We start from the raw sequence: 20,974 nt of genomic DNA, 5'->3' as shown, positions 1-20,974 counted from the left end.
GCTCGTCCGGACGGGGCGGGAGCACCAGTGAATAGAAACGGTGCCCACGGACGGGCCCCGGCTCGGCTCCCTTACGGTTGGAGGGCCCGTCCGACCGACGGGTCCGTGGGCGGGCGTGACACCTCGCCGGGACCGGAGAAGCCGGGAGAGGCCCGGAGAAGACCAAGAGAGACCAGGAGGTGCCGGTGCGCGGCGACAGGGAGCGGCACCTCACCGCAGGCGCCGGGCTCGACCTCTACGCGGCGGCTGCCGATCTCACCCGGCTCGTGAGCGACCACGTCGTCGGGCTGCTCGCCGGTCGACCGACGCCTGGCTTCCGCCGGCTCGGCGTGGGCATCGACCAGATCGACAAGGGGCTCACGGCCCTCGAGCCCACCGCTCAGCGCAGCGTCTGGACGATGCACCCGATCCTCAGCTACGACCCCGCGAACGAGATGACGCTGCTCGACGACCACACCCGACGCCGAGGCGTCGACATGCGGTGCATCACGACCGAACGCAGCCTGAACCTCTACCCCCTGCTCACCTCGGAGATCCCGCACGTCCGCTTCGGCCCGGCCCGCTCACAGTTCATCCTCGTCGACGAGGCGGTCGCCGTCGTCGGTGGGCCGCACAGCGAAGAGGGCTATCCGACGGCGTGGCTCACGACCCGCGCCGATGTGCTGACGCTCGTCCGAGGCATCTGGGAACTGACCTGGCAGCTGTCGCACCCCGGTGTGCCCGCGGGCCAGAAGCCGCCCTTCACCGCCCGCCAGTGCGAGGTCGCCCGGAGGCTCGTCCTCGGGGCCAAGGACTCGGCCATCGCCCGCGATCTCGCCGTGTCGCTGCGGACCGTCGCCGCCGACGTCTCGGTGCTCATGCACACGCTCGGTGCGGTGTCCCGAGCCGAGACGGCGCACCTGCTCGCGGGTGGGAGCCATCGTCTCGACGCGGCCCGGCTCCGACCGGAGGCGGAGTAGCCGAGCGGCACGCGCTGGAGGGCCTCAGGTCGGGGTGAAGTCGACGAGGTGCAGGTGCAGGTGGCCGCCAGTCGGGGCCGGGTAGCGCCGGCCGAGTCGGGCTGGGGGTCTGCGTCGATGTGGTGCGCCCGGGGCAGAGCTGTGGTCGCCGTGGTCTTCAGCCTCCGGGTCGGGCGCCACATCGGGCGCCAGGGCGAGGCGGGGTGGGCCGATGAGCAGGCCGGTGTCGGTGTGGAAGGTGAGGCCGTCCGGGTGGGTGGGGTCGCCGGTGAGGGTGAACTCGCCGCGGTGGTGTCCGTCGTGGTGGAAGGTGCACAGGGCCAGGAGGTTGCTGGTGTCGGTGGGGCCGCCGTCGCGCCAGTGCCGGAGGTGGTGGATCTCGAGGTGGTGGGTGGAGGCGCAGCCGGGGAAGCGGCAGCCGCGGTCGCGGTCCAGGACCAGGATGCGGGTGCGGTGGGGGACGACGCGGTGGGTGCGGCCGACGTTGACGGGGTGTCCGTCGGTCTCCCAGACGGGGGTGAGCTGTCCGTCGCAGGTCAGGTGGTTCGTGATGTGTTGGGGCAGGCGGGGCCGGCCGGTGAGCCAGCCACCGTTGGTGTCGAGGTGGACCTGCACCCGGTAGCGAGCCCGCCGGGCGGCGCCGGACGTGGTGGCGGCGTCGAGGGAACGGGTGGCGAGCACGAGCAGGGCGTCGGCCCACGTGACGCGGGGCCGGCCTCCGTCGGTGCAGTACCGGTCCGGGTGCAGCACGTCCCCGTTGAGGGCCTGCTTCTGCTCGTCGCTCACACCGCCGTCAGCGTCGCGGGCGCTCTCGGGGGTGAGGGTGTGGAAGAGGTGGTCCTTGGCCTCGGCGAGGGCGGCTTCGACGAGGGCGCCGACCTCGGCSGGSGCGTCGTAGCGCAGCCGGAACCGCCCGTCGGCGTCGAGGCCCATGCTCAGGTGGGCCGGCTCGACCGGCACCTGCTTCCCCGACCCACCGTCGCCACCGTCGCCGCCCTCCTGGTCGATCTCGTCACCGCTCTCGTGACCGGGCGGGATCTCGCCGGGCAGGCCGCGGCCGCGGTCGTCGACGCTGTCGGGTTGGAGGGTGAAGTCGTAGCGGGTGACGGTGCGCTGCAGCTGGGTCACCGTCGCGTGCTGGGCGAACTCCGCGACCGTGGTGTCGAACGCGGCCGGGGTGTGCCGGGCCACGACCGCSGCCTGGTCCAGGCTGATCCACCCCTCCCGCAACCCGGCGACGGTGGCGGGCAGCTCCTGCNCGGGTGACGGTGCGCTGCAGCTGGGTCACCGTCGCGTGCTGGGCGAACTCCGCGACCGTGGTGTCGAACGCGGCCGGGGTGTGCCGGGCCACGACCGCCGCCTGGTCCAGGCTGATCCGTCCCTCCCGCAACGCGGCGACGGTGGCGGGCAGCTCCTGCGCCCGCCGGGCGAGCAGCACCATCGCACCGGCCTGGCCTCGCGAGAGTCCCGCGCGGAGCATCAGCCAGTGCTCCGGCGACCGCAGCCCCGCGGCCTGCCAGGACCCGTCGGCCAGGACCGCGACGACGAAGTCGACGAGCCGGGCGTGCGCGTCGTGCAGGTCGGCGGCCAGGGACGCGACGTGGTCCCAGTCCTGCTCNGGACCCGTCGGCCAGGACCGCGACGACGAAGTCGACGAGCCGGGCGTGCGCGTCGTGCAGGTCGGCGGCCAGGGACGCGACGTGGTCCCAGTCCTGCTCGATCTGCTGCGTGCTCCGGCTCTGCTCCATACCCTTGATCGTACAGGTGTTCGAATGACCAGACAAGACTTGTCCACACCAATTCCCTTGCAGCGCAGACGTTCTCACCAGAGCACGCGCCTCGGCGACACGACCGCGCCCGCAGTTCGAAGAGCTCGGTATAGGCGCCCCGGCGGCCATCAGCTCCTCGTGCGTGCCGTCCTCCGACTCGTCGAGCGGCATGCCACGAGTCCGAGCACGGTCTCCCCTGTCGTCGTGGACGCTGACTCGTCTCCGACCGACCCGACCCACCCCCAGGGCGCATCCCGTTAACGTGGGGCGCATGGCAGACAAGGCGATCGTCGGCACGTCGTGGGTGGTCCAGGAGCTCGGCGGCGGCGTCCTGTCCGACCCGAAGCCCGAGCTGGCGTTCGGCGACGACGGCCGGCTCACCGGCACCACCGGCGTCAACCGGGTGATGGGGCGCTATGAGGTCGCCGAGGGACTGCTCACCGTGGTCGACGCCGCGACGACCCGCATGGCCGGCCCGCCCGAGGCGATGGAGCAGGAGCAGCGGCTGCTCGCCCTCCTCGACGCACCCCAGGCCTTCGTCGTCACGGGCGACCGCCTCGAGCTCGGCGACGGTGAGGCCCTCGCCGTGCTCGTGCGCCCGAGCGTCCAGCCGGGCTGAGGCCACGAGAGCCGTCCGGCGTCGGTTAGCGTGGATCGCATGACGGGCCAGCCGTACTGGGAGAGCCCCGTGGACAAGCAGATCCGCGAGGCGCAGGAGCGTGGGGAGTTCGACAACCTGCCGGGTGCCGGCAAACCCCTCGACCTCAGCGACTCGGGCGATCCCGACTGGTGGGTCAAGCGCTTCGCGGCCCGCGAGAACCTCGACCTCGGGGGTGCCCTGCCGGGGGCGCTGGGGCTGCGCAAGGAGGCCGCGGGCTATCCGGAGTCGCTCGTCGACGTCCGCACCGAGGCGCAATTCCGCGAGGTCATCGAGGACTACAACAAGCGCGTCCTCGCCGAACCGGCTGCGACCGGCGGTCGGCAACCTGCCGCCGCTCATCGCCAAGACCCTCGACGTCGACGAGATGGTCGGGCGCTGGCGGCCGCTGCGCGCCGCGCTCGAGGAGCAGCAGCGCGCAGCCCGGGAGGACAAGGCTGCCGCGGCACGTGCCGCTGCCTCCGATACGCGCCCTTCCTGGTGGCGTCGTCTCCTCGGGCGCTGACTGACGCCGACCGGGGCTGAACGCGCCCTACCCAACCGGCCGCCCGCGTGTCACGATCACGAGGAGCCGTGACCCCACGCGTACGACCTCGCGCGGGGCCACCCGTCGCAAAGGTGCGCATGTCCACAGCCTCCGGACTCGAAGCGGCCCTGACTGCGTTCGAGGACCCCGCAGCCAAGGCCCGGGACCTGCTGCGCCTGCACCGGGCGTGGGCGCACACCCACGAGGTGCCCGCCGGCGCCCGGGGCGTCGTCGCCCGCTCGTGGCTGCGGCAGACGCCCGAGGGCGACAAGATCTCGACGCCGATCTCCGACCACGCGCTGCTCGCCCGCCGCGAGCGCTCGCGCCTGCTCTCCTCCGTCGTCCCCGTCCTCAAGGACCGGCTCCTCCCCCTCGCCCACGAGGCCGGCAACGAGCTCGTCATCAGCGACGACGAGGGCTACCCGCTGTGGATGTTCGGCCCGTCGCCGATCCGCCGGCGCAGCGACGGCCTCGGCTTTGTCGAGGGCGCCCGCTGGCGCGAGGGCGACGTCGGCACCAACTCGCTCGGCACCGCGATGGAGGAGCGCCGCCCCGTCCAGATCTTCGGCCCCGAGCACGCCCGCGAGGACCAGCACGCGTGGGTGTGCACGAGCGCCCCGATCCTCGACCGGCGGGCGCGGACGCCGCTCGGCGTCGTCACGCTGAGCGGGGCCTTCCGCACCGCCCACCCGCACACGCTCATGCTCGTGACCATGGCCGTCCGTGAGGCCGTCGACACGCTCGCCGGCCAGCACGAGCGCGACCTGCGCCGGGTCGCCCGCGCCAGCGAGCCGTATGCCGGGTCGGGCCGTTTCGTCGTCGTCGACCGTCACGGGTGGGTGGCCCGGGCGGAGGGCTACGGCGTCGGCGAGCGTGTCTGGGTGCCGGGCAGCCTGCGCGAGGGCACGGTGTGGGTGCCCGAGATCGGGCAGGTCCGGGCCGAGGCGATCACCGGCGGCTGGGTGCTCCACGAGGCGGTCAGCGCCCCGGCGTCCGTCGAGGTGGTGCGCCACCCGAGCCCGCGCCTCCTCGTCACGACCGCGGGGTCGACCGTCGAGATCGCCCTGTCCGAGCGGCATGCCGAGATCGTCGCCCTCCTCGCGCACCATCCCGCCGGGCTCGACACAGCCGGCCTGATGGCCCTGCTCGACGGTGCGACGACGCCCGTGACGATCCGGGCCGAGATGTCGCGCCTGCGCAAGCGCCTCGGCGGTCTCGTCGAGAGCCGGCCCTACCGCCTCACCACGCCCGCGACGGTGCGGACCGACGCGACCTGAGCACCCGGCATACGCCAGCGGGGGCGACCTGCAACGTTCTGCAACCCTGTCCGGCGACCCCACGCACTCCTAGCGTCAGCACCACGACCCCACGACGTGGACAAAGGAGTTGGCGATGGGTGAGCAGTTGACGGCGAGCCAGTGGCTCGGGAGGTTCGGGGACGCGCTGGCCTCCGGCGAGGTCGACCGGGTGACCGGTCTCTTCGGCGACGAGTGCTACTGGCGCGACCTCATCAGCGTGACGTGGAACATCCACACGTCCGAGGGGCGCGGGCAGATCGGCGACATGCTCACCGGCATCGAGCCCGGCGCGTGGCCCACCGACATCGTGGCGACGAGCGAGTCCGAGGCCGACGGCGTCCACGAGGCGTGGTTCACCTACGGCAACGCCACCTTCACCGGCAAGGGCCTGGTCCGCGTCCGCGACGGCCTGGCCTGGACCCTGCTGACGAGCGCGCAGTCGCTCAAGGACCACCCAGAGCCGTCCGGCACGCGTCGGCCCCGTGGCGCCGAGCACGGCGTCAACGTCTCGACCGAGAACTGGCTCGACAAGCGGCAGCAGGAGGTCGAGTCCTTCGGCGTCGACGCCGAGCCCTACGTCCTCGTCGTCGGCGGCGGCCAGGGCGGCATCGGCCTCGCCGCGCGGCTCAAGCGTCTCGGCGTGCCGACGCTCGTCGTCGACAAGTACCCACGGCCCGGCGACCAGTGGCGCAGCCGCTACCACTCGCTGTGCCTGCACGACCCGGTCTGGTACGACCACATGCCCTACCTGCCCTTCCCCGACCACTGGCCCGTCTTCACGCCCAAGGACAAGATGGGCGACTGGCTCGAGAGCTACACGAAAGTCATGGAGCTCGACTACTGGAGCAACAGCGAGGCGACGTCGGCGACCTTCGACCCCGAGACCGGGGCATGGACCGTGCACGTGACCCGCGAGGGGCGCGAGGTCGTGCTCCACCCGGCGCAGCTCGTCCTCGCCACCGGCATGAGCGGCATCGCCAACGTGCCGACGCTGCCCGGGCAGGACGTCTTCCAGGGCGACCAGCACCACAGCAGCAAGCACCCGGGCGGCGCGCGCTACGCCGGCAGGAAGGTCGTCGTCATCGGCTCGAACAACTCGGCCCACGACATCTGTGCCGACCTGTGGCAGAACGGCGCCGAGCCGATCATGCTCCAACGGTCGAGCACGCACATCGTGCGGTCCGACTCGCTCATGGACCAGGTCCTCGGCCCGCTCTACTCCGAGGAGGCCGTCGCGAGCGGGATCGACCACGACACCGCCGACCTCGTCTTCGCCTCGATCCCCTACAAGATCCTCGCCGACTTCCAGCGACCGGCCTTCGACGCGATCCGTGCGCAGGACAAGGACTTCTACGCCGCGCTCGAGGCGGCCGGCTTCGACCTCGACTTCGGCGACGACGACTCGGGCCTCTTCCTCAAGTACCTGCGTCGCGGCTCCGGCTACTACATCGACATCGGCGCCTCCGAGCTCGTCGCGAAGGGCGCGATCCGGCTGGTGCGCGGGCAGGTCGACCACCTGACCGAGCACGCCGTCGTCCTCACCGACGGCACCGAGCTCGAGGCCGACGCCGTCGTCTACGCCACCGGCTACGGCTCGATGAACGGCTGGGCCGCCCGGCTCATCAGCCAGGAGGTCGCCGACGCGGTCGGGAAGTGCTGGGGGCTCGGCTCCGACACGACGAAGGACCCGGGTCCCTGGCAGGGCGAGCTGCGCAACATGTGGAAGCCCACGCGACAGGACAACCTGTGGTTCCACGGGGGCAACCTGCACCAGTCGCGGCACTACTCCCGCTACCTCGCGATGCAGCTCAAGGCCCGGATGGAGGGCATCGACACCCCCGTCTACGCTCTCGCGGAGACCCACCACCTGGCGTGAGTCTGGGTGAAGTCTGGGAGTTGCATGCCATTTCGATGGGAATGCCCTCGCGGCGGGTCGCCAGACCCCCGCGGGGGCATGCCCGGGACTACGGTCGAGCGGCCCACCCGCACCCCGAGCAGCCCCAGAGGTGAACCCATGAGGCGTCCCACCCCCAGATCCACCGGCCTCGCCGTCGCAGCCGTCGGCTCGATCATCGGCTCCCTGGTCGTCGCCAGCGCGTCCCCGGCCCTCGCCCACGGCGACGCCGGCGGCCGCCACGACCAGACCCTGACCCCGCGCACCCACTTCGTCATGGCCGCCGACGGCTCGAGCGGCGCCCGCGCCGACGGCGCCGGCATCCCCAACATCGACTCGGTCAAGAAGACGATCTACAGCTACTACGGAGACCCCGGCACGGGCTTGGCCAACCGGACGAGCTCGCCCTACATCTCCGAGATGGGCCGGATCACCGATGGTCTCCGGGCCCAGCTCAAGCGGACGTATGCCGCCGCGGAGCGAGCGGGCACGAAGCCGGCCATCGTGCTCGACGCCGACGACACGACGCTCTGGACCTACGACATGGAGGTCGCGGACATGAAGTTCGTCTTCGACCCCGTGCGCCAGGACTACTGGGTCCAGCACCAGCTCTTCCCGGCGACGCCGACCATGGTCGACCTCGTCAACGAGGCCGACGCCATGGGCTTCACGATCTTCGGCCTGACCGGCCGGGGCGCGGCCCAGAAGGACGCGACGATCGGCAACCTCAAGGACGTCGGCTACAACGCGTTCACGCCCGACCACTACTTCACGAAGTGGGCCGGGTCGACGCCGCCGGCGTACATCACGTGCGCCACGGCCAAGTGCACGACCGTCGAGTACAAGGCGGGCACGCGCAAGCACATCGAGCAGGACCTCGGCTACGACATCGTCCTCAACATCGGCGACCAGTGGTCCGACCTGCAGGGCGGGCACGCCGACCGCAACGTCAAGCTGCCCAACCCGACGTACTACCTCCCGTCGCCCGACCTGCCCGGGGTCAGCGAGCCCCGCCTCGCGCCGCGCACCCACTTCACGATGAAGCCGGACGGCTCGAGCGGCCTCACCGAGAGCGGTGAGGGCATCCCCAACATCGACTCGGTCAAGAAGACGATCGCCACCTACTACGGCGACCCCGGCACCGGCATCGCTGACAAGACGAGCTCGCCGTACATCACCGAGCTCGCCGCCCTCGAGCGTCGCACGACCCAGCGGCTCGTCAACGAGTGCCGGCAGGGCGCCCGCTCCGGCTCGAAGCCGGCCGTCGTCTTCGACGCCGACGACACGACCCTGTGGACCTACGACATGGAGGTGGCGGACATGAAGTTCGTCTTCAACCCCGTGCGCCAGGACTACTGGGTCCAGAACAAGCTCTTCCCGGCGACGCCCGGGATGCCTTCTGTCGTCAAGGCCGTCGCCGACTCCGGCTGCACGGTCATCGGTCTGACGGGTCGCAACACCGGCCAGAAGGCCGCGACGCTCGCCAACCTCCACGAGCAGGGCTACCCGCAGTTCAGCGACGACCTCTACTTCACGAAGTGGCGCTCGAGCGAGACGCCGCCGGCCTACATGCAGGGCCACTGCAAGGCCTACCCGACGTGCGCGACCATCGAGTACAAGTCGACGACCCGCGCCCACATCGAGCAGGACCTCGGCTACGACGTCGTCGCGAACCTCGGCGACCAGTACAGCGACCTCATCGGCGGCCACGCCGACCGTGCGGTCAAGCTGCCCAACCCGACGTACTACCTGCCCTGACCAGCCGGCCCCGACGGGCCAGCAGCACGTATGCCGTCACGACCGTCACCGACGGGCGTGACGGCATACGTCGTCGTGGGCTCCGTTGCGGCTCAGTGCCGCTGGGAGTCCTCGTGCGCGACGAAGCGCACGAGGTCGGCGACGGAGTCGACGATCCGGCTCGGGCGGTAGGGGAAGTGCTCGACCTGCTCTTGGCTCGTCGAGCCGGTGAGGACGAGGACGGTGCGCAGGCCCGCCTCGAGCCCGCTGATGATGTCGGTGTCCATCCGGTCGCCGACCATGATCGTCGTCTCGGAGTGGGCGTCGAGGCGGTTGAGGGCGCTGCGCATCATGAGCGGGTTCGGCTTGCCGATGTAGTAGGGCTGGCGACCGGTGGCCGTCGAGATGAGGGCGGCGACCGAGCCGGTGGCGGGGAGGGTGCCGGCCGGGCTCGGGCCGCTCGGGTCGGGGTTCGTCGCGATGAAGCGGGCGCCCTTCTCGATCAAGCGGATCGCGCGGGTGATGGCCTCGAACGAGTAGGTCCGCGTCTCGCCGAGCACGACGTAGTCGGGGTCGCGGTCGGTCATGACGTAGCCGACGTCGTGCATCGCCGTCGTCAGGCCCGCCTCGCCGACGACGTAGGCCGAGCCGCCGGGGCGCTGCTCGGCGAGGAACTGGGCCGTCGCCAGGGCGGAGGTCCAGATCGCCTCCTCCGGCACGTCGATGCCGCTGCGGAGCAGTCGGGCGCGCAGGTCGCGCGGCGTGAAGATCGAGTTGTTCGTCAGGACGAGGAAGCCCCGGCCGGACTCCTTGAGCGCCGTGACGAACTCGGCGGCTCCGGCGATCGCGTCCTCCTCGTGCACGAGGACGCCGTCCATGTCGGTGAGCCACGTCTCGACGGGCCGGTGATCGGTCATGGACCCCATTGTGGCGGGTCGGGCCGCCGTGCCGCAGGTCCGGCGTGCGTCACGCCTGGACTGACGAGCGAAGCGAGCCGACGCCTCAGGACGCCGACTGGGCGATGGCGAGATCGACGCGGTCGGCCGTCAGGGCGTGCTGGATGACCATCGTGGCCGCGCCGATGACGCCGGCCTGCACGCCGGTGGTGGCGGGCACGATCTGGAGCACGCCGGTGGCGAGGGGGAGCGAGCGACCGTAGACGACCTCGCGCACGCCGGCGATGAGGCTCTCGCCCGCCTGGACGAGCGAGCCGCCGATGACGATGACCGAGGGGTTGAGCAGGCTGACGCACGTGGCGAGCACCTCGCCGATGGTGCGCCCGGCCTGACGCACCGCGAGGGCGGCGGGGATGTTGCCGCCCCGGACGAGGTCGACGATGTCCTTGTTGGACTCGGCGACGATGTCGATCTCCTTGAGCGCCTTGGAGATCGCCGGCCCGCTGGCGACCGCCTCGAGGCAGCCGACGTTGCCGCACGAGCAGAGCACCTCGGGGGCGTGCGGCGCCGCGACGTGGCCGAGGTCGCCGGCGGCGCCCACGGCGCCGCGGTGCAGGCGCCCGCCGCTGATGATGCCGGCGCCGATGCCCGTGGCGACCTTGACGAAGAGGAGGTGCTCGACGTCGGGGTGAGCCATCGCGTGTTCGCCGAGCGCCATGATGTTGACGTCGTTGTCGACGAGGACCGGCACGTCGAAGTCGCGGCGCACGTGGGCCGGCACGTCGTAGCCGTCCCAGCCGGGCATGATCGGCGGTCGCATCGGGCGTCCGCTCGAGTGCTCGACGGGCCCGGGCACGCCGATGCCGATGCCGATGAGGTCTCGGGGCTCGCGGCCCGCCTGCTCGAGGAGCCGGCGGGTCGTCGCCACGAGCCAGTCGAGGACGACCTCGGGGCCGTCGGTGATGTCGAGGTTCTCGCCGATCTCGCAGATCGGACGGCCGCTGAGGTCGGTCAGGGCGACCCGGCCGTGCGTGGCGCCGATGTCGGCGCCGACGACGACGCGGGCCTCGGGGTTGAAGGCGAAGCGGACGGGCGGTCGGCCGCCGGTGCTCACCGCCTCACCGCTCGGCGCGAGCAGGCCGGTGGCGAGCAGCGCGTCGACGCGCGCGCCGACCGTCGAGCGGGCGAGTCCGGTGAGCTTCGCGAGCTCGGCGCGGGTGCGTGGCGTCTCGTCGCGCAGCAGCTGCAGCAGCTCGCCGGCGCCGCTCACGGCGGTGGCGGCATACGCGGACGACGATGGCTCTGGACGCACGTTTCAAGTCAAGCACACGCGGCTTCGGTATGTCATGCATCAGGCTTTGGTGTCTCAACGAGAAAACTTTTGCTTGACGTCCCGACAAAAGTGGGTCACGGTGTGACGCATGGAATCTCGACGGCGAGATGTAGCAGGCGCCCCTCTCCTGCGAATGACGAACGTGGTCAAGCGTTTTCCCGGGGTCGTGGCCCTCGGTGGCGTCGACCTCGACGTGCAGTCCGGCGAGGTGCACTGCCTGCTCGGCCAGAACGGCGCGGGCAAGAGCACCCTCATCAAGGTGCTCGCCGGCGTCCACGAGCCCAACGAGGGCACCATCGAGTGGGCCGGCGACGCGGTCACCCTGCACCACCCGCAGGCCGCGATGGACCTCGGCGTCGCGACGATGTACCAGGAGCTCGACCTCGTCGAGGGCCTCACCGTCGCCGAGAACATCTTCCTCGGGCACGAGCCCACGCGCTTCGGGTTCTCCCAGCGCACCTCTGCCCGCCGCGAGGCGGCTCGGCTGCTCGCCCGCCTCGGACACCCCGAGATCTCGCCCGCCGCCGAGGTCGGCACGCTCTCGGCGGCGTCGTGCCAGATCGTCAGCATGGCCCGGGCCCTCTCGCGCGACGCGCAGCTCATCATCATGGACGAGCCCTCCGCGGTGCTCGACGCCGGCGAGGTCGACCAGCTCTTCCGGGTCATCCGCGAGGTCACCGACCAGGGCATCGCCGTCGTCTACATCTCCCACCGTCTCGAGGAGATCCGTGAGATCGGCGACCGCGTCACGGTGCTCAAGGACGGCAAGACGGTCGCGACCGGCCTCGACGCCAAGTCCACGCCGACCCAGGAGCTCATCCGGCTCATGACGGGTCGCTCCATCGAGTACGTCTTCCCGGCCAAGCCCGAGGTCGTCGCCGACGCCGAGCCCGTCCTCCGCATCGAGGGCCTCAGCCGGGCGGGCGAGTTCGGCTCCGTCAGCTTCGACGTCCGACCCGGTGAGGTCGTCGGGCTCGCGGGCCTCGTCGGCTCGGGGCGCAGCGAGGTCGTCGAGACGATCTTCGGCGCCCGCAAGGCCACGAGCGGCACGGTGACCGTCGACGGCACGGTGGTGCGCGGCGGGTCCGTCGCCGCAGCCGTCGCCGCCGGGATCGGCCTGTGCCCCGAGGAGCGCAAGAGCCAGGCGCTCGTCCTCGGCGCCTCGCTCGCCTCGAACATCACGCTCGCGACGCTGCCCCGCTTCTCACGAGGCGGCCTGCTCGACGGGTCAGCCGAGGTCGAGGCTGCCGAGGAGCTGGTCGAGTCGCTCGACGTCCGCCCCCGCGGCGTGCACCGCGAGTCGCGCACCCTCTCCGGCGGTAACCAGCAGAAGGTCGTCCTGGCCCGCTGGCTGCTCCGCGGCTGCAAGGTGCTGCTCCTCGACGAGCCCACCCGTGGCGTCGACGTCGGCGCCCGCTCCGAGATCTATGCACTGATCCGTCGCCTCACCGACGAGGGCGTCGCCGTCGTCGTCGTCTCCAGCGAGATCCCCGAGGTCCTGGGGCTGTCCAACCGGGTGCTGGTCCTCGCCGACCGCACCGTCCGTCACGAGGGCCCGGCCGACGAGCTCGACGAGCACGCCGTCCTCGACATCATCCTGAAGGGAGACGCGGCATGAGCGCCGACGTCACGAAGGTCGACCAGGCAGGGGAGCCCGTCGCCGGCCGCACCGAGGGGGAGGCCACGGCCACCCCGAGCGGACCACCGGTCGGTGGTGCCGCGCCCCGCCGGGAAGGGGGCCTCGCCGGCTTCCTCAGCGGACCGGCCGGGCGCAACGCGGGCCTCGTGCTCGCCCTCCTGCTCCTCGTCGTCGTCGGCATCATCACGGCGGGCGACCGCTTCGCCAGCCCCGAGAACGCCCTGACGATCCTGCGCCTCGGCTCGGTCATCGGTGTCGTCAGCGTCGGCATGACGTTCGTCATCTCCGGAGGCGGCATCGACCTCTCGGTCGGCGCCATCGTCGCCCTCTCGTCCGTCTGGGCCACGACGGTGGCGACGCAGACGATGGCCGCGAACTACCACTGGATCGTCCTGGTCTTCGCGGCGCTCGTCGTCGGTGCGGTCTGCGGTCTCGTCAACGGGGTGCTCATCGCGTACGGGCGGATGGCGCCGTTCATCGCCACCCTCGCGATGCTCGCGGCCGCCCGAGGGCTCGCCGAGATCATCGCCAAGCGCCGCACCCAGATCATCCGCGAGCGAGGCTTCATCGACTTCTTCGGCGGCAGCGTCCTCGGCATCCCCGTCCTCGTGATCATGTTCGCGATCGTCGCCGTCGTCGGCTGGGTCCTGCTCAACCGCACGACCTTCGGCCGACGCACGCTGGCCATCGGGGGCAACCCCGAAGCGGCTCGCCTCGCGGGCATCCGGGTGCAGCGCCAGACGATGTACCTATACATCCTGCTCGGTGTCGCCTGCGGCATCGCGGCGGTGATGATCATGGCCCGCACGACGACCGGCACCTCGACGCACGGCACCCTCTACGAGCTCGACGCGATCGCGGCCGTCGTCATCGGAGGCACGCTCCTCAGCGGCGGTCGCGGCACGATCGTCGGCACCGTCCTCGGCGTCCTCATCTTCACGACGCTCACCAACGTCTTCACCCTCAACAACCTCGACACGTCGACGCAGGCGGTGGCCAAGGGGGCGATCATCGTCGCCGCCGTCCTGCTCCAGCAGCGGGTCTCCCGCACCAGGTCGGGCTAGCCGAACGGCCCGGTCGACAGCACCACCAGCACGGCAGAGCACCACTCACACCGCACCACCCTCTTCGCTCACATAGGAGTCAGCGTGTCCGCATCACTCTCCCGTTCGACCAAGCGCATCGCCGTCCTGGCGGTCGCCCTGAGCTCGGCACTCGTCGCCGCCGGGTGCACGAGCAACGACCCGGCCACGACTCCCGCGGCCTCGACCCAGCAGGCCAGCAACGCCGTGAGCGACAACGACGCCCCCGGCAAGAAGGTCGTCATCGGCTTCTCCGGACCGGCCGCCGACCACGGCTGGCTCGCCGCCGTCAACAACTCGGCCCTCGCCGAGGCGAAGAAGTACAGCGACATCGAGCTCAAGGCCGCCGAGGGCACCAACGACGCCAGCGCCCAGATCGCCCAGATCGAGACCTTCATCAACGACAAGGTCGACGCCATCGTGCTGCTCCCGACGGACGGCGCTGCGCTCACCGAGATCGCGACCAAGGCGATGCAGGCCGGCATCCCCGTCATCAACGTCGACCGTGAGTTCTCGAGCCCGTTCGCCGCCCGCGCGACGATCCTCGGTGACAACTACGGCATGGGCGTCTCGGCCGGCACCTACGCCTGCAAGATCGTCAAGGACAAGAACCTCACCAACCCGGTCATCGCCGAGATCGCCGGCATCGACGCCCTGCCCCTGACCCAGGACCGCAGCAAGGGCTTCGCCGACGCGCTCAAGGCGTGCAACCAGACCGTCGACAACCGGGTCGCGGCCGAGTTCACGGTCGAGTCCGGTGAGAAGCAGGCGTCCAACCTGCTCCAGGCCGCACCGAAGATCGACGTCCTCTGGAACCACGACGACGACCAGGGTGTCGGCGTCATGGCTGCCCTCGACCAGGCCAACCGCCACGAGATGGCCTTCATCGGCGGTGCCGGTTCGGCCAACGCGATGCGCTGGATCCAGGAGGGCAAGATGGAGGCCACGGTCATCTACCCGCCGACCCAGGCTGCTGACGGCATCAAGCTCGCGCGCCTCATCGCCCAGAACAAGGGTCTGAGCGACCTCGTCCAGGTCGAGGTGCCCAACCGCGTCGTCCTCAACGCGCCCGTCGTGACCAAGGAGAACGTCGAGCAGTACCTGCCTCTCGGCTTCGAGTCCTGACCGGTCGGTGCCCGCGCCGCCGCACCGGTGACGCGGGCACCGCACCGCACGCAGGACCGAACCGTCAGCGGTACCACCCCACATCGGATGTGAGGACGTCATGAGCACACCCACCAAGCCCACCCTCGGGGTCGGGATGATCGGCTACGCCTTCATGGGGCGGGCCCACTCCCAGGCCTGGCGCAACGCGCGCAGCTACTTCGACGTGCCGGCCGCGCCGGGTCTCGTCGCCGTGGCCGGGCGCAACGAGGCGGCTGCGCGCAACACGGCCGACCGCTTCGGCTGGGCCGGGGTCGAGACCGACTGGCGACGCCTGCTCGAGCGTGACGACATCGACATCATCGACATCTGCACGCCGGGCGACACCCACGCCGAGATCGCGGTCGCCGCGCTCGAGGCCGGCAAGCACGTGCTCTGCGAGAAGCCCCTCGCCAACTCGGTCGGGGAGGCCGAGGCGATGGTCGTGGCGGCCGAGGCGGCCCGGTCGCGGGGGGTCCGCTCGATGGTGGGGTTCACCTACCGCCGGGTCCCGGCCATCGCGTACGCGCGTCGCCTCGTCGCGGAGGGACGCCTCGGTCGCATCCTCCACGTCCGAGGCGCCTACCTCCAGGACTGGCTCGTCGACCCCCAGTCGCCGCTCACCTGGCGGCTCCAGAAGGAGCGCGCCGGCTCCGGGGCGCTCGGCGACATCGGCGCGCACATCGTCGACCTCGCCCAGTTCGTGACGGGCGAGCACCTCACCGGTGTCAGCGCGCTCACCGAGACGTTCGTTCGCGAGCGGCCGGTCGCCGACCCGACGACGGTCGGCACCGGCGGGATCAGTGCCTCGGCCGCCCAGAACGGCTCGGCCACCACCGGTCCGGTGACCGTCGACGACGCCGCCGTCCTCGTCTCGCGGATGAGCGGCGGCGCCCTCGCCACGTTCGAGGCGACCCGCTTCGCCAACGGCCGCAAGAACGCGATCCGGCTGGAGATCAACGGGACCGAGGGCTCGCTCGCCTTCGACTTCGAGGACATGAACGTCCTGCACGTCTTCGACGGACGTGTCCCCAGCCGAGACGCCGGCTTCACCCGGGTGCTCGTCACCGAGTCCAGCCACCCCTACGTGGCGTCCTGGTGGCCACCCGGTCACGTGCTCGGCTACGAGCACGGCTTCACCCACCAGGCGGTCGACCTGCTGACCGCCATCGCCGAGGGCACCGACCCCCGGCCTTCCTTCTCCGACGGGCTCCAGGTGCAGCGGATCCTGTCGGCGGTCGAGACGAGCGTGGAGCGGGAGGGGTCCTGGACCCCGATCGACGGGGCCCACGCGACGTCACCGGCCATGTCCTGAACGCTGCGGTGGTGCACCCGACCTCGCCCAAAGACAAGGAGATTCGGCTCAACCGCACGTCTCGTCTCTGTCACCCCCTGAAGGAGCAAGCTCACATGCACGACAATGACGTCAACCCGCTCAAGCTCGTCAGCAAGCTCGGCCTCAACCGTCGCCAGTTCTTCGCAGCCACGACCGGCATGGCGGCCGCCGTCGCCGTGACCGGGGCCGCCGCGGCCCAGGCCGCCCCCGGCGCCAACGGGGTCCTCATCCCGGCGCCCCGCCGCGGCATCATCCTCTACACCGTGCGCGATGCCGTCAGTCGCAACCCGCTGACCTCGCCGTACGCCTCCGGCTTCAAGGAGGTGCTCACCGAGCTGTCCTCGATCGGCTACCGCCAGATCGAGTTCGCCGGCCTCACCCAGAACGCCAACTCGGAGGGTGGTGCCAACCTCAACACCGTCGAGGGGGCGACCCTGCTCCGCTCGTGGCTCGACGACCTCGGCCTCCAGGCCGAGGGCAACCACGGCTCCGTCCCGTCGACGATCACGGACGCCAACATCGCGGCGTTCGACACGGCCTGCGAGATCGCCAACATCCTCGGCATGGGCCACATCGGCACGGGCAGCGACCCGACGAGCAGCGCCTACGTCGCCGACTGGGAGGCCGCCGCAGCACGCTGGGACTTCTACGGCGAGCGGGCATCGCGCCACGGCCTCAAGCTCTACACGCACAACCACGACATCGCCTACAGCTTCCTGCTCGACAGCGGGCCGCTCGACGCGACCGGCCGGCCGACGCGCTCGTCCGGCATCCGTCGCCTCGAGCACTTCCTCGCGAACACCGACCCGAAGCACGTCTACCTCGAGATGGACATCTACTGGGCGCACGTCGCGCAGTACAAGCACAAGGCGTACACCGCTCCGGACGGATCGGTCGTCACGTCACTTTTCGACCCGGCCGCCGTCGTCGCCGCCCAGACGAACCGCTTCCCGCTCTTCCACGCCAAGGACGGCAAGATCGACACGACGCAGGCCAACGGCTACGTCATGGCCCCCTTCGGCCAGGGCGACATCGACTACTCGACGTTCCTGCGTCGCGTCGGTGCCAAGGGCTCGCACAACCCGATGTGGGAGATGGACACCGCACCGGGCAACGCCACGACGGCACCGAACCAGTCGATGGAGCTCTCGAAGGTCAGCTACGACAACATGGCCGCCCTTCGCGGCTGACGCCGTCCCGTTCCCCACGGGGCCTGAAGCACGAAACGCCGACCCCCGGGGAGTGCAGTGCCGTTGCAGCGGCGCGCTCCCCGGGGACCGGCTTCGCCCGTCTCTGTCAAGAAGGACGTACCGATGAATGCTACTTCGCGATCCAGGGCGAGGAGGCTGGTTGCCACAACTGCGGCAGCCGTCCTCGCCTGCACGGCGCTCGGCGCCGTGGCCACCCTCCCCGCCCAGGCGCACGACGGGGTCGACCACGGCTCCGAGCCGGCGCTCGACTGGTCGAACTACGAGAAGATCACGCTCACCAAGGACACCGGTGAGCCGATCGACATGGCCGTGCTGCCGGACCGCCGCGTGCTGACGACCGCCCGCAACGGCGACGTCCGCCTGGTCGACCCCGACACCGGCGTCACCAAGGTGGTCAACACCCTCCCGGTCTACAACAACTCGGAGGACGGTCTCCAGACCGTCACCATCGACCCCGACTTCGACACGAACAAGTGGGTCTACCTCTACTACGCACCGCGCACCATGACGGCGCCGTACGTGACGACGACCCCGACCGGGTCGGCGCCGAACAGCCTGCCCGCGGGTGCGGACGCCTCCTACTGGGACCAGTGGAAGGGCTACAACCAGCTGAGCCGCTTCCGCTGGGACGACGCCGCCGACAAGCTCGACCTCGCGAGCGAGCAGGTCATCCTCAAGGTGGAGACCCAGCGCGGCCAGTGCTGCCACGTCGCCGGTGACGTCGACTTCGACGCCGACGGCAACCTCTACCTCTCGACCGGCGACAACACGCCGGCGAGCGCGCCGGGCGCCAACGGCTTCGCGCCGAACAACAACGCGCCGGGCTTCAACCCCGGCTTCGACTCACGTCGCGGCGCCGGCAACACGAACGACCTGCGCGGCAAGATCCTGCGCATCCATCCCGAGGCCGACGGGTCCTACACGATCCCGGCGGGCAACCTCTTTACGCCGGGCACGGCCAAGACGCGGCCCGAGATCTTCGTCATGGGCGTGCGCAACCCGTTCCGGATGGACGTCGACCCGATCACGAACTCCGTGTCGTGGGGCGACTACGGTCCCGACGCAGGAGCCCCCGACGCGCAGCGCGGCCCGATGGGCTACGTCGAGTGGCAGTCGACGGCCATCACCAAGCCGGTCAACGGCGGGTGGCCCTACTGCCACGGGCCCAACGCGAACTACAACGAGTGGAACTTCGCGACGGCGACGCCCGGTCCGTGGTTCGACTGCAGCGCCGGCGCCCTGAACAACTCGACGTGGAACACCGGTCTCGCCCAGGTGCCCCCGGCGACCGCGCCGACGCTCTACTACGGCGACAACAACACGCACCAGCCCTGGCCCGAGCTGACCGACTTCGACCCGCAGGGCGGCCAGGGCCCGATGGGCGGCCCGGTCTACCACTACGACGCGACCAACCCGTCGACGACGAAGTTCCCGGCCTACTGGGACAAGAAGGCGTTCTTCGCCGAGTTCTCGCAGGACTACCTCGCGGTGTTCGACGTGCAGTGGCCCAACGGACCCGTCGACCACATCACGCACTTCCTGCCGAACCGGGACCTCGAGACGAACGGCCAGCCGATCACCGACAGCCCGATCGACATCGAGTTCGGTCCGGACGGGTCGCTCTACGTCCTCGACTACGGCGACGGCTTCTTCCGGGCCAACCCCGACGCCGGCCTCTACCGGATCGACTACTCGCCCGGCAACAAGGCGCCCCAGGCGAAGATCGCGGCGAACCCGATCAGCAGCAGCAGCGCGCCGCTGACGGTCCGGTTCGACGCGTCCGGCTCGGTCGACCCCGAGGGTGGGGCCCTGACCTACGAGTGGGACTTCGACGGCAACGGCACGTTCGACGCGACCGGCGCCACGGCGAGCTACACGTACACCCAGCTCGGGAAGTACACGGCACGACTGCGTGTCACCGACCCCGAGGGCCGTCGTGGGCTGACGAGCACGTCGATCAGCGTCGGCAACGTCGCCCCGACCGTCACCATCGCCACGCCGCCCAACGGTGCCTTCTTCGACTGGGGCCAGGCCGTGCCGTTCACCGTCACCACTGCCGACCCCGAGGACGGGACGGCGACGGTGTGCTCCCGCGTGACCTGGACCTTCGGGCTGGGCCACGACGCGCACGCCCACCCGCTGAGCCAGGGCACGGGCTGCCAGTTCGCGATCCCGACCCCCGCCGACGCGACCCAGCACGGCGAGACGGAGAACATCTTCGGCGTCGTCGTCATCACCTACACCGACAACGGCGCCAACGGCCTGCCCGGTGCGACCACCACCGAGCAGCTGATCCTCAACCCCAAGAAGCAGGAGGCCGAGTGGGCCGACGCGACCCAGGGCGTCGAGATCACGAACGACGACTCGGCGAGCGGCCTGCGCAAGGTCACCTCGTTCGATGCCGGTGACTGGCTGGCCTGGGACCCGGCGAACCTCGTCGGCGTCACCGGTGTGACGGCCCGCGCCTCCGGCAGCGGCACCCTGTCGCTCCGGTGGGACTCGCCGACGGCGGCTCCCTTCGGGACCATCGCGGTGAACGGCCCCGGCTGGACCGACGCGGCAGCGACGCTGTCGTCGAAGCCCACCGGCACCGGCAAGCTCTACGTCACCTCGTCGGGCGGGGTCGTCCTCGACTCCCTCACCTTCGTGGGCAACGGCGTCGCCGACGTCACGCCCCCGGTCGTCGCGGCGACGCTGAACCCGGCGACGCCGAACGGTGCGAACGGCTGGTACACGAGCAACGTCACCGTGACGGTCAACGCGACCGACAACGGCACCGTCACCTCGCGCCAGCGCTCCACCGACGGCGGGGCCACGTGGGTCAACGCCAACACGGCGCTGACGATCTCGATCGAGGGCACGACGACCGTGCTCTACCGCGCCACCGACAACGGCGGCAACGTCTCGCAGGTCGGCTCGGTGACGGTCAGGCTCGACAAGACCCAGCCCGCGGTCGCGGTGTCCGGGGTGACCGACGGCGCCACCGTCGGCAACTCCGGTGACGTGACGTGGACGGCGACGGACGCGACGAGTGGCATCGACACCGTGACCGCCACGGTCGACGGCACCCCGGTCGCGGCCGACAAGCCGCTCGCCCTGTGGACGCTCTCGCTGGGCAGCCACACCTTCGTCGTCACGGCGAAGGACAAGGCCGGTCTCGAGCGCAGCACGACGGTGACCTTCACGACCCGCACGTCGCTGCTGACGCTCACCGCCCTGACGGAGCGGCTGTCCCGCGAGGGACTCGTCACCCCGACGGGTGAGAAGGAGCTCGAGAAGCGTCTCCAGCAGGCCGAGAAGCACGTCGCCGGTGGTCGCACCGCGGCAGCGATCTCGCAGCTCGAGGGCTTCGTCGCGGCAGCGAAGTCCAGCTCCAACGTCCGCGACGCGGCGGCCTCGGCGGCCCTGCAGCGCGACGCCAACGCGGTCATCGCCTCGCTGCGCTGACCCATCCCGGTGGCCCGGCGGCGGGCACACGCCCCCGCCGCCGGGC

The 20,974-nt window shown here is 71.0% G+C and carries 16 protein-coding genes; 12 read left to right on the top strand and 4 right to left on the bottom strand.

Annotated elements, in window-relative coordinates; translation table 11 throughout:
* Window positions 1-185: 185 nt before the first annotated feature.
* Window positions 186-959: a LuxR C-terminal-related transcriptional regulator gene (locus ASE25_RS21750; RefSeq protein ID WP_056827433.1), complete on the top strand. Its 774-nt coding sequence runs from the start codon at window positions 186-188 to the stop codon at window positions 957-959.
* A gap of 24 nt (window positions 960-983) precedes the next feature.
* On the opposite strand, the gene ASE25_RS21745 is transcribed toward ASE25_RS21750, so the two are convergent.
* Entirely contained in the window at window positions 984-2,189 is a 1,206-nt protein-coding gene (locus tag ASE25_RS21745; RefSeq protein WP_056827431.1) for an HNH endonuclease signature motif containing protein, read from the bottom strand.
* Window positions 2,190-2,218: 29 nt separating this feature from the next.
* Window positions 2,219-2,538, bottom strand: a 320-nt coding sequence (locus ASE25_RS23845; protein ID WP_369793535.1) for a DUF222 domain-containing protein, incomplete at its 3' end; no start/stop codon positions are given.
* A 461-nt stretch (window positions 2,539-2,999) separates the two neighbouring features.
* Between ASE25_RS23845 and ASE25_RS21740 the strand changes: the two genes are divergently transcribed.
* From ASE25_RS21740 to ASE25_RS21720, 5 genes are all read left to right on the top strand, one after another.
* Entirely contained in the window at window positions 3,000-3,347 is a 348-nt protein-coding gene (locus ASE25_RS21740; RefSeq protein WP_056827429.1) for an META domain-containing protein, read from the top strand.
* 39 nt (window positions 3,348-3,386) lie between these two features.
* The gene (locus tag ASE25_RS21735; RefSeq protein WP_235508799.1) at window positions 3,387-3,911 is read left to right on the top strand and encodes a DUF1992 domain-containing protein; all 525 of its coding nucleotides are present in this window, start codon (window positions 3,387-3,389) and stop codon (window positions 3,909-3,911) included.
* Between the two features lie 99 nt (window positions 3,912-4,010).
* Window positions 4,011-5,189: a hypothetical protein gene (locus ASE25_RS21730; RefSeq protein WP_056779011.1), complete on the top strand. Its 1,179-nt coding sequence runs from the start codon at window positions 4,011-4,013 to the stop codon at window positions 5,187-5,189.
* Between the two features lie 115 nt (window positions 5,190-5,304).
* On the top strand, window positions 5,305-7,086 hold the full coding sequence (locus ASE25_RS21725) for an NAD(P)/FAD-dependent oxidoreductase (protein WP_056827426.1): 1,782 nt from the start codon (window positions 5,305-5,307) through the stop codon (window positions 7,084-7,086).
* 138 nt (window positions 7,087-7,224) lie between these two features.
* Entirely contained in the window at window positions 7,225-8,862 is a 1,638-nt protein-coding gene (locus tag ASE25_RS21720) for an HAD family acid phosphatase (protein WP_082623043.1), read from the top strand.
* Between the two features lie 92 nt (window positions 8,863-8,954).
* Here ASE25_RS21720 and ASE25_RS21715 read toward each other — a convergent pair whose 3' ends face one another.
* On the bottom strand, window positions 8,955-9,767 hold the full coding sequence (locus ASE25_RS21715; protein WP_369793529.1) for an HAD-IIA family hydrolase: 813 nt from the start codon (window positions 9,765-9,767) through the stop codon (window positions 8,955-8,957).
* A 76-nt stretch (window positions 9,768-9,843) separates the two neighbouring features.
* Entirely contained in the window at window positions 9,844-11,049 is a 1,206-nt protein-coding gene (locus ASE25_RS21710; RefSeq protein ID WP_056778995.1) for an ROK family transcriptional regulator, read from the bottom strand.
* A 154-nt stretch (window positions 11,050-11,203) separates the two neighbouring features.
* Here ASE25_RS21710 and ASE25_RS21705 point away from each other — a divergent pair, with 154 nt between their 5' ends.
* The 6 genes from ASE25_RS21705 to ASE25_RS21680 all read left to right on the top strand — a co-directional run bounded on the left by ASE25_RS21705 (window position 11,204) and on the right by ASE25_RS21680 (window position 20,928).
* Entirely contained in the window at window positions 11,204-12,688 is a 1,485-nt protein-coding gene (locus tag ASE25_RS21705) for a sugar ABC transporter ATP-binding protein (protein ID WP_056827421.1), read from the top strand.
* The gene (locus tag ASE25_RS21700; protein WP_056827419.1) at window positions 12,685-13,773 is read left to right on the top strand and encodes an ABC transporter permease; all 1,089 of its coding nucleotides are present in this window, start codon (window positions 12,685-12,687) and stop codon (window positions 13,771-13,773) included. The genes ASE25_RS21705 and ASE25_RS21700 overlap by 4 nt, the downstream gene beginning before the upstream one ends.
* Window positions 13,774-13,857: 84 nt before the next feature.
* Window positions 13,858-14,916 carry a substrate-binding domain-containing protein gene (locus ASE25_RS21695; protein WP_056778988.1) on the top strand — a complete coding sequence of 353 codons (1,059 nt, stop codon included), beginning with the start codon at window positions 13,858-13,860 and terminating at the stop codon, window positions 14,914-14,916.
* Between the two features lie 100 nt (window positions 14,917-15,016).
* On the top strand, window positions 15,017-16,249 hold the full coding sequence (locus ASE25_RS21690; RefSeq protein ID WP_056827417.1) for a Gfo/Idh/MocA family protein: 1,233 nt from the start codon (window positions 15,017-15,019) through the stop codon (window positions 16,247-16,249).
* A gap of 95 nt (window positions 16,250-16,344) precedes the next feature.
* Window positions 16,345-17,460: a sugar phosphate isomerase/epimerase gene (locus ASE25_RS21685; protein ID WP_056778981.1), complete on the top strand. Its 1,116-nt coding sequence runs from the start codon at window positions 16,345-16,347 to the stop codon at window positions 17,458-17,460.
* A 123-nt stretch (window positions 17,461-17,583) separates the two neighbouring features.
* A complete protein-coding gene (locus ASE25_RS21680) occupies window positions 17,584-20,928 on the top strand; it encodes a PQQ-dependent sugar dehydrogenase (protein WP_056827415.1) in 3,345 nt (1,114 codons plus the stop codon).
* Window positions 20,929-20,974: the final 46 nt, after the last annotated feature.

This window comes from Terrabacter sp. Root85 (genome assembly GCF_001429185.1).
Lineage (GTDB): Bacteria > Actinomycetota > Actinomycetes > Actinomycetales > Dermatophilaceae > Terrabacter.
Note: the sequence above shows the minus strand (reverse complement) of the source record. Positions and strands in the feature narration are given on the sequence as shown.

What these genes read in the sequence shown, in the direction of transcription:
- ASE25_RS21740 (WP_056827429.1), top strand. Translation starts at nt 3,000, where the DNA reads ATGGCAGACAAGGCGATCGTCGGCACGTCGTGGGTGGTCCAGGAGCTC.
- ASE25_RS21735 (WP_235508799.1), top strand. Translation starts at nt 3,387, where the DNA reads ATGACGGGCCAGCCGTACTGGGAGAGCCCCGTGGACAAGCAGATCCGC.
- ASE25_RS21730 (WP_056779011.1), top strand. Translation starts at nt 4,011, where the DNA reads ATGTCCACAGCCTCCGGACTCGAAGCGGCCCTGACTGCGTTCGAGGAC.
- ASE25_RS21725 (WP_056827426.1), top strand. Translation starts at nt 5,305, where the DNA reads ATGGGTGAGCAGTTGACGGCGAGCCAGTGGCTCGGGAGGTTCGGGGAC.
- ASE25_RS21720 (WP_082623043.1), top strand. Translation starts at nt 7,225, where the DNA reads ATGAGGCGTCCCACCCCCAGATCCACCGGCCTCGCCGTCGCAGCCGTC.
- ASE25_RS21715 (WP_369793529.1), bottom strand. Translation starts at nt 9,767, where the DNA reads ATGGGGTCCATGACCGATCACCGGCCCGTCGAGACGTGGCTCACCGAC.
- ASE25_RS21705 (WP_056827421.1), top strand. Translation starts at nt 11,204, where the DNA reads ATGACGAACGTGGTCAAGCGTTTTCCCGGGGTCGTGGCCCTCGGTGGC.
- ASE25_RS21700 (WP_056827419.1), top strand. Translation starts at nt 12,685, where the DNA reads ATGAGCGCCGACGTCACGAAGGTCGACCAGGCAGGGGAGCCCGTCGCC.
- ASE25_RS21690 (WP_056827417.1), top strand. Translation starts at nt 15,017, where the DNA reads ATGAGCACACCCACCAAGCCCACCCTCGGGGTCGGGATGATCGGCTAC.
- ASE25_RS21685 (WP_056778981.1), top strand. Translation starts at nt 16,345, where the DNA reads ATGCACGACAATGACGTCAACCCGCTCAAGCTCGTCAGCAAGCTCGGC.
- ASE25_RS21680 (WP_056827415.1), top strand. Translation starts at nt 17,584, where the DNA reads ATGAATGCTACTTCGCGATCCAGGGCGAGGAGGCTGGTTGCCACAACT.